General features: G+C 62.1%; 14 protein-coding genes. 9 read left to right on the top strand and 5 right to left on the bottom strand.

Annotation, left to right across the window (positions count from 1 at the left end; all coding sequences use genetic code 11):
* The first annotated feature begins 12 nt into the window (after window positions 1–12).
* The 4 genes from P7C00_RS08625 to P7C00_RS08610 all read left to right on the top strand — a co-directional run bounded on the left by P7C00_RS08625 (window position 13) and on the right by P7C00_RS08610 (window position 3,892).
* Window positions 13–1,524, top strand: coding sequence for a cytosine permease (locus P7C00_RS08625; protein WP_346632045.1), 1,512 nt, complete (start codon window positions 13–15; stop codon window positions 1,522–1,524).
* 143 nt (window positions 1,525–1,667) lie between these two features.
* The gene (locus P7C00_RS08620) at window positions 1,668–3,047 is read left to right on the top strand and encodes a sodium:solute symporter (RefSeq protein WP_346632046.1); all 1,380 of its coding nucleotides are present in this window, start codon (window positions 1,668–1,670) and stop codon (window positions 3,045–3,047) included.
* Window positions 3,048–3,347: 300 nt separating this feature from the next.
* A complete protein-coding gene (locus P7C00_RS08615; RefSeq protein WP_346632047.1) occupies window positions 3,348–3,605 on the top strand; it encodes an acyl carrier protein in 258 nt (85 codons plus the stop codon).
* 26 nt (window positions 3,606–3,631) lie between these two features.
* The gene (locus P7C00_RS08610) at window positions 3,632–3,892 is read left to right on the top strand and encodes an acyl carrier protein (RefSeq protein ID WP_346632048.1); all 261 of its coding nucleotides are present in this window, start codon (window positions 3,632–3,634) and stop codon (window positions 3,890–3,892) included.
* Window positions 3,893–3,980: 88 nt separating this feature from the next.
* Here P7C00_RS08610 and P7C00_RS08605 read toward each other — a convergent pair whose 3' ends face one another.
* Window positions 3,981–4,109, bottom strand: a complete 129-nt coding sequence (locus P7C00_RS08605) for a PA1414 family protein (protein ID WP_011059908.1) — start codon at window positions 4,107–4,109, stop codon at window positions 3,981–3,983.
* A gap of 133 nt (window positions 4,110–4,242) precedes the next feature.
* Complete coding sequence (locus P7C00_RS08600; protein WP_346632049.1) at window positions 4,243–5,136, bottom strand: putrescine utilization regulator PtrR; 894 nt, start codon at window positions 5,134–5,136, stop codon at window positions 4,243–4,245.
* Between the two features lie 104 nt (window positions 5,137–5,240).
* Between P7C00_RS08600 and P7C00_RS08595 the strand changes: the two genes are divergently transcribed.
* A complete protein-coding gene (locus tag P7C00_RS08595; protein WP_404938683.1) occupies window positions 5,241–6,401 on the top strand; it encodes an MFS transporter in 1,161 nt (386 codons plus the stop codon).
* A gap of 9 nt (window positions 6,402–6,410) precedes the next feature.
* Here P7C00_RS08595 and P7C00_RS08590 read toward each other — a convergent pair whose 3' ends face one another.
* A complete protein-coding gene (locus P7C00_RS08590) occupies window positions 6,411–7,334 on the bottom strand; it encodes a DMT family transporter (protein ID WP_102878814.1) in 924 nt (307 codons plus the stop codon).
* A 176-nt stretch (window positions 7,335–7,510) separates the two neighbouring features.
* Window positions 7,511–8,347 (bottom strand): S1 RNA-binding domain-containing protein, encoded by an 837-nt coding sequence (locus P7C00_RS08585; RefSeq protein ID WP_060838083.1) that lies wholly within the window; start codon window positions 8,345–8,347, stop codon window positions 7,511–7,513.
* Window positions 8,348–8,700: 353 nt separating this feature from the next.
* Here P7C00_RS08585 and P7C00_RS08580 point away from each other — a divergent pair, with 353 nt between their 5' ends.
* Entirely contained in the window at window positions 8,701–8,889 is a 189-nt protein-coding gene (locus P7C00_RS08580) for a hypothetical protein (RefSeq protein WP_016962619.1), read from the top strand.
* Between the two features lie 255 nt (window positions 8,890–9,144).
* Complete coding sequence (locus tag P7C00_RS08575; protein WP_404938681.1) at window positions 9,145–10,014, top strand: DUF6279 family lipoprotein; 870 nt, start codon at window positions 9,145–9,147, stop codon at window positions 10,012–10,014.
* A gap of 10 nt (window positions 10,015–10,024) precedes the next feature.
* Here P7C00_RS08575 and P7C00_RS08570 read toward each other — a convergent pair whose 3' ends face one another.
* Window positions 10,025–10,417 (bottom strand): transcriptional regulator, encoded by a 393-nt coding sequence (locus P7C00_RS08570; RefSeq protein ID WP_346632052.1) that lies wholly within the window; start codon window positions 10,415–10,417, stop codon window positions 10,025–10,027.
* A 195-nt stretch (window positions 10,418–10,612) separates the two neighbouring features.
* Here P7C00_RS08570 and P7C00_RS08565 point away from each other — a divergent pair, with 195 nt between their 5' ends.
* Together P7C00_RS08565 and P7C00_RS08560 are read left to right on the top strand one after the other, a co-directional pair.
* Entirely contained in the window at window positions 10,613–11,359 is a 747-nt protein-coding gene (locus tag P7C00_RS08565; RefSeq protein WP_346632053.1) for a thioredoxin family protein, read from the top strand.
* A 133-nt stretch (window positions 11,360–11,492) separates the two neighbouring features.
* Window positions 11,493–12,440 (top strand): GyrI-like domain-containing protein, encoded by a 948-nt coding sequence (locus P7C00_RS08560; protein WP_404938679.1) that lies wholly within the window; start codon window positions 11,493–11,495, stop codon window positions 12,438–12,440.
* The last annotated feature ends 2 nt before the right edge of the window (window positions 12,441–12,442 follow it).

Raw genomic sequence — 12,442 nt, 5'->3', positions numbered from 1 at the left:
TCGGAGCAGATCATGAATAACAACAACAAAGAAAAAAGCCTTAGCAGCATTGAAACCAACGGGGTTGAACAGATCCCGGACCACGAGCGTGACGCCGGCCCCGGCGACCTGTTTCGCTTGATCTTCGGCGGCGCCAACACCTTCGCCACTGCGGTGCTGGGCAGCTTCCCGGTACTCTTCGGCCTGTCGTTCCAGGCCGGGGTCTGGGCCATTGTCCTGGGGGTGACCCTGGGCTCGCTGATCCTGGCCCCCATGGGACTGTTCGGGCCGATCAACGGCACCAACAACGCCGTGTCGTCCGGTGCCCACTTCGGTGTGCACGGACGGATTGTCGGTTCGTTCCTGTCGTTGCTGACCGCCATCGCCTTCTTCTCACTCTCGGTCTGGAGCTCGGGGGACGCGCTGATCGGCGGCGCCAAACGCCTGATCGACCTGCCGGAAACCGATCTGAGCCTGGGCCTGGCCTACGGCCTGTTCGCGATCCTGGTGCTGACGGTGTGCATCTACGGCTTCCGCTTCATGCTGTGGGTCAACCGCATCGCCGTGTGGGCCGCCAGCCTGCTGTTCCTGCTGGGAGTCTTCGCCTTCGCGCCGGCCTTCGATAGCCACTTTGCCGGCACCGTGGCCCTGGGCCAGGCCGGATTCTGGGCCGCCTTTATCGGGGCCGCGCTGGTGGCGATGAGCAACCCGATCTCCTTCGGTGCCTTCCTCGGCGACTGGTCGCGCTATATCCCCCGGGAGACCCCCAAGGGTCGAATCATGCTGGCGGTGATCGCCGCACAGTTCGCCACCCTGATCCCGTTCCTGTTCGGCCTGGCCACAGCCACCATCGTTGCGATCAAGGCGCCGGACTACATCGCCGCCAACAACTACGTCGGCGGCCTGCTGGCGGTGTCGCCGAGCTGGTTCTTCCTGCCGGTGTGCCTGATTGCGGTGATCGGCGGCATGTCCACCGGCACCACTTCGCTGTATGGCACCGGGCTGGACATGTCCAGCGTGTTCCCGAGGGTGCTGTCGCGGGTCAAGGCGACCCTGCTGATCGGGGTGCTGTCGATTGCCTTCATCTTCATCGGGCGCTTTGCGGCGAACCTGGTGCAGAGCGTGTCGACCTTCGCCGTGCTGATCATCACCTGCACCACTCCCTGGATGGTGATCATGCTCATCGGCCTGTGGGTACGTCGCGGCTACTACTGCCCGGACGACCTGCAAGTCTTCACCCGCGGCGAGCGCGGCGGCCGCTACTGGTTCCAGCACGGCTGGAACTGGCGCGGGCTGGGGGCGTGGATTCCCAGTGCACTGGTGGGCCTGTGCTTCGTCAACCTGCCGGGGCAGTTCGTCGGCCCCCTGGGCAACCTCGCCGACGGCATCGACATCAGCCTGCCAGTGACTCTGGGGCTTGCGTCCCTGGTGTACCTGATCCTGCTGAGCCTGTTCCCGGAACCGGCAACGGTGTACGGCCCCAACGACCCACGCAGTCAAACAACCGAGACAGCCCAGCGCCGTTCCCAGCGCCAAACCGCCTGATTACCGCAGGAGCCGGCTTGCCGGCGAACGGGCCTTGAACCTTGCACAAGGTTTGAAGACTCCTTCGCTGAACAGCCGGCTCCCACCCAAGCCCGCTTGACCTGTTTGTTTCACATAAAAAAGATAATCGGAGACACGCCACCATGGCTTTAGATCTATTTGTCGTACTCATCTATGCCGCCGGCATGCTCGTGCTCGGCTATTACGGCATGCGCAAGGCCAAGACCCACGAGGACTACCTGGTGGCCGGACGCAACCTGGGGCCGACCCTGTATATGGGCACCATGGCTGCCACGGTCCTGGGCGGCGCCTCCACCGTCGGCACCGTGCGCCTGGGCTACGTCCACGGCATTTCCGGTTTCTGGCTGTGCGCCGCCCTGGGCGCGGGGATCATTGCCCTGAACCTGCTGCTGGCCAAGCCGCTGCTCAAGCTGCGCATCTTCACCGTCACCCAGGTCCTGGAAAAGCGCTACAACCCCATGGCCCGCCAGGCCAGTGCGGTGATCATGCTGGCCTATGCGCTGATGATCGGGGTGACCTCAATCCTCGCCATCGGCACCGTGCTGCAAGTGCTGTTCGGCCTGCCGTTCTGGATCTCGGTCCTGCTGGGCGGCGGCGTGGTGGTGGTCTATTCGGCGATCGGCGGCATGTGGTCCCTGACCCTGACCGACATCGTCCAGTTCGTGATCAAGACCGTGGGGCTGATGTTCATCCTGCTGCCGATCTGCCTGTACCGCGTGGGTGGCTGGGATGAGCTGGTGGCCAAGCTGCCGGCGTCCAGTTTCAGCTTCACCACCATTGGCTGGGACACCATCATCACCTACTTCATGATCTACTTCTTCGGCATCCTGATCGGCCAGGACATCTGGCAACGGGTGTTCACCGCCAAGACCGAGAAAGTCGCGCAATACGCCGGTACCCTGGCGGGCTTCTACTGCATCCTCTACGGACTGGCCTGTGCCCTGATCGGCATGGCTGCCCACGTCCTGCTGCCGGACCTGGACAACGTCAACAACGCCTTCGCCGCCATCGTCAAAGCCTCGCTGCCGGACGGTATCCGCGGCCTGGTGATCGCCGCCGCCCTGGCCGCGATGATGTCCACCGCCAGCGCCGGCCTGCTGGCCGCCTCCACCACCCTGACCGAAGACCTGCTGCCACGACTGCGGGGCGGCAAACAATCGAGCCTGGGGATCAACCGCCTGTTCACCTTCCTCACCGGCATCGTGGTGCTGGGCATCGCCCTGGTGGTCAACGACGTGATCAGCGCCCTGACCCTGGCCTACAACCTGCTGGTGGGCGGCATGCTGATCCCGCTGATCGGCGCCATCTTCTGGAAACGCGCCACCACCGCCGGCGCCATCGCCAGCATGGGTCTAGGCTTCGTCACCGCCCTGGTGTTCATGTTCAAGGACGGCCTGGATGCCAACACGCCGATTTACTACAGCCTGGCCGTGGGCCTGGTGAGTTTCGTGGTGGTGAGCCTGGTTTCCCGGCGCTCGGCGCCTCTGGCCAACGCGATCTGACCTGAAGTCGGACGCCTGAAGCTTTTCTTCGACGGGTGCGGCGTCGGTGGCCGCATCCGTTTTTTTTCGTCCACGAAAAAGTGCCACAACGCCGGATGGCGTGGCCTGCAGCTCGATCCCGGAAGCCAGCCACTGGACGAGTGGTCACCACCGCCGGAAAAAACCTGTGCTGTAATCTGACTCAGCGACGACTGTTCCTGAACAGTACAAGGATCGCTGGCAGCCTTAGGGCACGCTATCGCTTCACCCTTGGACGGGGTCATAAAACAATAAGAACCTCTCCCCTGCCCCGAGGTGTTTATGGACCGTTTCGACATCCAGCAAAGCATCCGCCACGCCATCGAGACCCAGATGGCCCAGAAGTGGCCAATCCCCCCCTGCCAGGCCCGCGCCCGGAACACCTACTCCCTGGACCTCAAGGCCCTGCTCTACAGCCTGGAATGCGAGTTCAACATTCGCCTTGATCCGGAGCTTGATCTGTACCGAATCAACTCCATCAGCGAGCTCAGCCAGGTGATTCTGGAAAAGACCCGCGCCGACGCTGCCCGCCCCGCCTGACCCGCTAATCCCTCGGGAGCAACGCGATGAATCGGGCCGAAGCGCGCGTGGCCGTGCACCTGCTTATCCGCCGGGGACTGGGTGAACTCATCGACTTCGATGACCACAGCACTCTGCAGGCACTCGGGCTGGACAGGGAGGATATCGAAGCGCTGCTCTGGCGCCTGGAGGACAGGTTCGACCTCTGCATCTCCCCCCGGGAAGAGCAGCGAGCGCTCTGGCGCCTGGAAAAGGTCGGCGACCTGGTGCAATGGTTGCTGGAAAAGTCCCGGCAAAATCAGGATTGACCCGATTGTCCCGGGTGGGTGGCCGAGCGACTGCCGGCCAGAAAACACTGACGAGAGCCGGAGTCTGCACTCCGCTCTCGCCTCGAGCTCAACGACGACGTTGCTGACGCCGCCGCAGTTCTTCGTCGGTAGGAATCGGCACCGGTTGCAGCGGTGGCTCGATCAGGCCCAGTGCGACGCCAAGGTCGTGAAGCCAGCTTTGCAGTTTGTCTTTCATAGTGCCCCCTCAGGGTCGTGCCGAGCGGCGATACTGCGCCGCCTCAAGCAGATAATAGTCCTAACTTTTCCCGCGCGCTGCCTCGCAATAGCAATGAACTGTTACTGGATTGAAGCGAATCGGCCAAGGCTATTCAGCCATTGGCCCGCAGCGCCTGTGGCGCCTGCCCGGCGGCCCCCTGCTGCAGTTCGATCCAGGCATTGAGGTTGGCCCCGAGCATGCCCTTGCGCCACATCAGCCAGGTGGTGGTCTGGGCGAACGGCTCGGCCAGGGCATGCACTGCCACGCTTTCGCGCCCCGGCAGACTGTCGAGCATCGACTGGGCCATGAGCGCCACCCCGGAACCGGCGATCACACAGGCCAGCATGCCCTGGTAGGACTCGATCTCCATGGCCCGGCCCATCGCCGCGTGATAGTGGGCGAACCAGGACTCCAGGCGCATGCGATAGGCGCAACCCTGGCGAAACGTGAACACCGCACGCCCCTCCACATCCCGGGCGGTGCGCACCGGCGGGTGATCGGCCTCGCTGATCAGCACCAGGGTCTCATCGCACAAGGGCACCCCATCCAGCCCTGCTAATTCAAGGGGGCCATCCACCAGGGCCGCGTCCAGGCGCCCGCTGAGCAGGCCTTCCAGCAGCTCGCCACTGGGCCCGGACTGCACCTGCAGGTTCACCGCCGGATAGGTCCGGTGGTAACGCGCCAGCAGCGCCGGCAGATGAATCGCCGCCGTGCTGTACATGGTGCCCAGGACGAAATCCCCGGCCGGCTGACCGCCTTGTACCGCGGCATGGGCTTCATCGTGCAGGGCGAACAGCCGCGCGGCGTAATCGAGCAGCACCTTGCCCGCCGGCGACAGTTGCAAGCGCTGACGCTCGCGCAGGAACAGCTCGACGCCCAGTTGCTCCTCCAACTGCTTGAGCCGGGTCGAGAGGTTCGACGGCACCCGGTGCAGGCGCTCGGCGGCCCGGGTGATGGAACCTTCCTCGGCCACGGCCTGAAAGATGCGCAGTTGGCTGAACTCCATGACATTCTCCAAAACTGAACAAGTTACTCACTATTATTCATTTTTACAGAAAGTCAATCAGTCCTAGCCTGACGGTCATTGTCCTTGCCGATGGAACCCCCACCATGTCCCCGCTGCTGCGCCTGCTCGCCAGTTTCATTGCCCTGATGATGGCCATGGGCATTGGCCGCTTTGCCTTGACTCCTCAGCTGCCGCACCTGATCGGCGAAGGCCAGGTCGACCTGACCGCCGCCGGCCTGATTGCCGCCGCCAACTACCTGGGCTACTTCTGCGGTGCACTGGACGCCATGTTCGCCCGCCAGCCGAAACAGGTACGGGCACGGCTGCTGGGTGGACTGTGGCTGTGCGTGTTGCTGACCCTGGCCTCATTCTGGGCCCAGGGCTTCTGGCCGCACCTGCTGTTGCGCTTCGGCACGGGCGTGGCCAGTGCCTGGGTGCTGGTGATGATCACCGCCCTGAGCCAGCCCCTGGCGCTGGCGGCGGGCCGGCCACGCCTGGGAGCCCTGGTGTTCGCCGGTCCCGGGCTGGGCATCATGCTCACCGGCCTGCTGGCCCTGGGCTCCAACCTGCTGGGCCAAGGCTCCGCCAACCTGTGGCTGTTGTATGGGCTGGTGGCCCTGCTGATGCTGCTGGTGATCCTGCCGATCCTGCCACAGGCCTCGAAAAACCTCAGTCCGGCCGCCCAGGACTCGAGAGGCAATGAGCAGAGCGTGGGCCGCCTGGGGCTGGTCTATGGCTTGTACGGGGTGGGCTACATCATCCCGGCGACCTTTCTTTCGCAAATGGCCAGCGCGCGCTTTCAAGGTCAGTGGCAAGCCGATCTGTTCTGGCCCGGTTTCGGCCTGGCTGCCGCCCTGGGAGTGGCCCTGGTCAGCCTGCGCCGGCACACCCCGCACAGTACTCGCCAATGGTTGATGGCGACCCTGTGGCTGCAAGCCGCCGGGGTCTTTGCCTGCCTGCTGGACAGCGGCCTGGGGTTGGTCTTGGGCGTGTTGCTGTGCGGCACACCGTTCCTGGCTTGCATGCAGCTGGTGATGCAGCGTTCCCGGGAACTGGCGCCGCAGTCGGCCCAGCGCAACGCCGGTCTGCTCACCGCCTGCTTTGCCGCGGGGCAATTGAGCGGCCCGTTGCTGGCGGCCCTGAGCAGTCACTTCAGCGCCAGCCTGCAATTGGCGCTGGTGACCGCCGGTTCCGGCTTGCTGATCAGCGGTGGCCTGCTCTGGCAACCGCGACCCGCGACACAGCGCTGCCCGGCGGTCTCCTAGGCAGCGGCGTTATAGAAAGCGCTTGATGCGCCGGCGCAACCATTGCTCGGCGCTGACAAAGGTGATGCCCAACAACACCAGCAGCGCCCCCAGCACGAAGTTGAGGCTCAAGGGTTCACCCAGCAACAACACGCCGAAGGTCACGCCAAACATCGGCGTCATGAAGGAAAACACCGCCAGGTTCGCCGCCAGATAGCGACGCAGCAGCCAGAACCAGGTCAGGTAGCTGAAGAACGACACCACCAGCCCCTGAAACAACACACTGGCCACGGCCACCGGGGTCAGGCTGACCTGGGTCACCTGGCCGCTGAGCACCGCAATCAGCAGCAAGCCGACGAAACCGACGATCAACTGATAGAACAGCGTCAGTGTGGCTGGCGCTTCCGACAGTCGCGAGGCACGTACCACCACCGTGGTCGCGCCCCAGGCCAGCCCCGCCAGCAGTCCCAACACATCGCCCAGGAGCATGCGCCGATCCAGATTGTCCAGGGAGATCCCTCCGGCAAAGGCGATGCTGATGCCAATGAAAGCGAGGATGATCCCCAACCATTGCAACGGCCGCAGCCGCTCACTGGGCAACAGCCAATTGACCCCAAGGGCGGTGAAGATCGGCGCGGTATAGAGAAACACCGACATATGCGCGGCGCTCGTCAGCTTCAGCCCCTCGGCAATGAACAGGAACTCCAGACCGAACAGGGCACCGGCCAGTAAACCGCCGCGCCAGGTACTGGAGACCTGGGACCAGCCCCCTTTCCAGCACATCAGCAGGGCCACCAGCAGCGCCGAAATCCCCGAACGCGCAGCCGCCTGCATCACCGGGGCAATATCCGCCGCCGCCCATTTGATCATCACCTGCTGCACGCCCCAGATCAGGCACAACCCCAGCATCACCTGCAGGGCAAAGCCATCGGCGTTGCGTCGCTCGATGCTCACCGCAGCCCCTCAGATTGATTCATCGACATGACAGCTACCCGCTGTGGAAAGGACAACGCCCCCAGGGACGCGGCCAGCCATCGTGCTGCAAGACGGGCCGCACCGGGAAAGACAAGTAACCCGAGACATAGAGAAGGTGGAGGTTTACACCCGTCCACCCCTGGGCGAAATGAGTATCAGCTTAGCTCGATACGATCCGCGTGAATGACAATCTGGCCCTGTTTATAGAGCGCGCCGATGGCCTTCTTGAAGTTGCCTTTGCTGACCCCGAACAAACTGCTGATCAATGCCGGATCGCTCTTGTCGCTGACCGCCAGAGAGCCATTGTTTTCCCGCAACTTGGCGAGGATCTTCGAGTTCAGGCTGGTGGCTGCTTCTTCACCCACCGGTTGCAGGCTCAGGCTGATCTTGCCATCGGCCCGTACTTCCTTGATGAAGCCTTTCTCTTGCATGCCGGAGCGCAGGAACTTGAACACTTCGTTCTTGTGAATCAGGCCCCAGTGCTTGTTGTTGATGATCGCCTTGAAGCCCATGTCGGTGGACTCGGCCACCAGCAGGTCGACTTCCTGGCCAACCTTGTAGTTGGCCGGAGTCTTGTCCAGGTAGCGGTCCAGGCGGGCCGTGGCGGTGATACGACGGGTGTGCTTGTCCAGGTAGACATGCACCACGCAGTATTCGCCAGCATTCATCTGGCGCTTTTCTTCGGAGTAGGGCAGCAACAGGTCCTTGGGCAATCCCCAATCCAGGAATACCCCGATACTGTTAACTTCGACGACTTTAAGGCTGGCAAACTCACCAACTTGAACTTTCGGCTTTTCGGTAGTTGCGATTAACTTGTCGGCACTGTCCAGATAAACAAAAACATTCAACCAGTCTTCATCTTCACTGGGAATGTCCTTGGGAATATAACGATTGGGCAGCAATATCTCGCCGTCCGCCCCTCCGTCCAGATACAAACCAAAGTTAGTGTGTTTAACCACTTGCAAACTGTTGTAGCGCCCGACTAAAGCCATTTCCAATACCCTCATTGCGTGGGCGGCATTCTACCTGTTTTCCAGGCACAGGTTGGCGCTCCTGAGCCCCGGACCGGAAAAATCCGTGAAGAGCCTTGGTTTTTCTAGCTTCACTGGCGATCAAGCGGCCATTCGTCAGGCAAACAGCGACCTACCGGGTAGGGGCAAACAGCCACCAGCCGGCATTTTCAGAAGCTGGTCTTTATTTAAAACAGCCACTTAGGAAGATGTCAGCGAGATCAACTTAGGAAAAAAGCCAAAAAAGCGACCTTCTGTTTCAGAGGATATTTACCAAGCAATTGTCAAGTATTTCTGATAAGATGCCTGGCCAAATTAATTTTCCAAAAGGTTAAATGGCCGCCATGCGAGTAAAAGCCTCCAACAGCAAAGCAAAACCAGCTCCCGCCGTTGAAACCAGCGAATCGATCAACGAACAAATCGCGGCCTTCCTGAAATCGGGCGGCGAAATCCAGCAAATTGCCAAAGGCGTCAGCGGCCAGACTTTCGGCCCATCCAAGCAGATCAGCCTCGGCAAGAAGTAATTCCCCCGCATTATCCTGGTCCCTTAGCGCTTTGCCCTCAAAGCGCTAGGACTGGCACCCTTCTCCCCTCCCCCTAGTACTAAAAGTCGACCAACGGCCCTTATCCGCAGTCCCTGGCCGCTATCCTTGCCGCTCTCTGGATCAATGGTTTCAGCCAACTCCCTGTTCATCACTGCCGACCTTCCACCCAGCGGCTGAACTGCCGGGGGCCTTCCGGGTTCAGATGCAGGAACCCGCATTCGCAAGGACTCGAACATGGCGCGCCGGTGGCCCCTGCTTATCCTGTTACTGATCCTCTGCCTGCTGCTAGGCGCCTGCAGCCGAGTCGGCCTAGCCTATCGCAACCTGGATGTGATCATCCCCTGGACCCTCAACGACTACCTGGACATGAACAGCGAGCAGAAAAGCTGGTTCAACCAGCGTCTGCAGCAGCACCTGAGTTGGCATTGCAGCACCCAGTTACCCGGTTATCTGGGCTGGCTCGATCGCCTGCAACTGATGGTGCAGAACAATCAGGTCAGTGATCAGGACCTGCTGGCACGAACCCGGGAAGCCAAGCAGGCCATCGCCGAGACTGCACGGCAGATCACCCCTTCCGCTGTGGAGCTGCTCCAGGGCCTGGACGACGGGCAAGTCAAAGAGATGAACAATGCCTTCGCCAAGGACCAGCAGGAACACCGGGAGCAATACCTCACGCCATCACTGGCGCAACAGATCCAACAGCGCAGTCAGCGCATGAGCAAGCGCCTGAATGCCTGGCTCGGCCCCCTGAACCCCAGCCAGCAACAACGAATCGAGCAATGGTCCGCCTCCCTGGGAGAGCAGAACCAGCAGTGGATCGCTAACCGCGTTCACTGGCAGGCGCAATTCAGCGCCGCGGTGGCGCAACGCCAAGACAGCGATTTCCCACAGCGCATCGAGCAGTTGCTGGTCAACCGCGAGAGTTTATGGACAGACGACTACCGCCAGGCCTACGCCCACACCGAACAGGCCGCACGCAGCCTGTTGGTGGACTTGATGGCCGCCAGCAGCCAGGACCAACGCCAACGCCTGCTGAAGAAAATCGACGGCGTACGCAAGGACTTCACCGCCCTGAAATGCCTGCAGAACGCCCGCCAGGGCTAGCGGCGCGAAACTAGGCGATCTGCGCCCTGGAGGCCACCTCGTCAAAGGTATCCGGATCCAGAGCATCAGCCTGTTCATCCAGCACCTGACGCGGGTGATCGTTGCCCGGAATACTGCTGTCGATCAGACACAGCAGGCTTGAGCCGCGGGGCGTCAGTACAAAGTTCTCGCCGTTGCCGCCCTCTTCCTCGGGCCTGGTTTCTATAAAACCCCGGTCCAGCAGCAACTTTTCGTACTGGGTGGCGGTGACTTTCAGCTCATCCAGATTGCCGGTGGGCTCACCTTCCGCCTCCTTGGCCGCCGCATGCTGCTCGGCGTAGGGGCGAGGCGTGAAACTGTGGCCGGCGCCGTTCTGCACTTCGTGCAGCAGTCGTTCAATCAGATCCCAGTTATAAGTGGTCATTGCGGTTCAACCTCCAGACATGAGAATGAAAGGCCTTTCATAGGTTGTGACCGACCGGGTTTTCAGCCGTTCAGGAAATACGCCGCGCCAGCCAGACCCCTGATCGGAAAACCGCTGGGCAGCTTGTCGATCCCGCCCTGCGCCAAACGACTAGCGTGTGTAAGACCCATGCCCCCTGCCTTGAGGAGAAACGCCATGAGCACTACCGATCACCCCGTGGTCTCCCGGGAACAATGGCTGCGCGCACGCAAACAGCACCTGATCCATGAAAAGGCCTTTACCCGCCAGCGCGACCAGCTCAGTGCCGAGCGACGGGCGCTGCCTTGGGTCAAGATCGACAAGCCCTACCACTTTCAAGGCCCCGACGGGCCACTGAGCCTGGCGCAACTGTTCGGCGAGCGTAGCCAGTTGCTGGTCTACCACTTCATGTTCGGCGCCGGCTGGGAAGAAGGCTGCAAGGGCTGCTCCTTCCTTGCGGACCACTTCGACGGCGCCAACCAGCACCTGGCCCATCACGACGTGAGCCTGGTGGCTGTCTCTCACGCGCCCTATGCCCAATTCCAGAACTTCCGTCGACGCATGGGCTGGCGCTTCGACTGGTACTCCAGTGCCGGTGACGACTTCAACCAGGACTTCGGTGTCAGCCTCAGCGCCCAGCAACTGGCCGCAGGCACGGCGACCTACAACTATGAACAGGCCAGTGGCGATGAGGCCGAGTTGCCCGGCTTGAGCCTGTTCTATCGCAATGACCAGGGTGAGATTTTTCACACCTACTCCACCTATGCCCGTGGGCTGGACCTGCTGGTGGGGGCCTATAACTTCCTCGACCTGACGCCCAAGGGGCGCAATGAAGAGCAGATCATGGACTGGGTTCGCCTCCATGACCGCTACGAACAGACGCCCGAAGGCAAGGGAAGCCAGCATTGCTGTGGTGACGCTTGATATCCTGTTCGCCGGTAAGCCGTCTCCCACAGGACATGTGTAGGAGCCGGCTTGCCGGCGAATCGTAGCGACCGACAGTACAAATCTGCGGCAAACTGCGTGCCCCCCCTCTACAGCCAACTAATCTGCAAACATGAGCGCCGCCTACCACAGCCTCCATGAATACACCCTGCGCATGAACCGGGTGCTGGAGCACATCGACCAACACCTGGACCAGCCACTGGAGCTGGCGGACCTGGCGCGGGTGGCGCATTTCTCGCCCTACCACTTCCACCGCCTGTTCAGTGCCTGGGTCGGCGAGCCCCTGGGGGCCTACCTGCGGCGTCGGCGCCTGGCCTGCGGTGCCTATCTGATGGCCAGCCGACCCGAAGCCTCGATCCTGGAAATCGCCCTGGATGTGGGCTTCGGCTCCGGCGAAGCCTTCTCCCGGGCCTTCAAGCAACACTTCTCGGTGTCCCCCAGCACCTGGCGCGACACCGAACCGAAACGCTGGCACCGTCGCCTAGACGACATCCGCGAACGCCGCCTGCGTGAATTGAGCAATCCTGATCAGACCCACATCCCGGCCTTCGACGATCCTGACGCCTTCATTCATCTGAAGGAAACCAGCATGAACGTCACCCTGCAGCAACTGCCCGCGACCCGCGTGGCCTACCTGCGCTACATCGGCGCCTACGGCCCGGGCATTGGCGTTTTCTGGCGCGAAACCGCCGCGCCGTGGATGCTCGAACACCAGCTGTTCAACCGCGTGCGCTACGGCATCGGCCACGACGACCCGGACCTCACCCCCGCCGACAAATGCCGCTACGACGCCTGCGTCGAAGTGCCCGAAGACTTCAAGGTCAGCGCCCCCGCCGTCGTCACCACCCTGCCCGGCGGCCTCTACGCCGTGGCCCACTACCGCGGCCTGGGCCCGGCTATCGCCGACGCCTGGATCGAACTGTGCCGCGACTGGCTGCCCAAGAGCGGCATGCAGTTCGACCCGCGCCCGGCGTTCGAGCGCTATCCGGCGGATGCGTATTACGACATCAAGACGGGAGAGCTGGAGTGTGAGATCTGCATTCCGGTGAAGAAGCTGTAACG

The sequence above is a fragment of the Pseudomonas sp. JDS08PS003 genome (assembly GCF_045013505.1).
Lineage (GTDB): Bacteria > Pseudomonadota > Gammaproteobacteria > Pseudomonadales > Pseudomonadaceae > Aquipseudomonas > Aquipseudomonas protegens_B.
The sequence above is the reverse complement of the archived record's forward strand: the minus strand, read 5'-3'. Positions and strand labels throughout refer to the sequence as shown.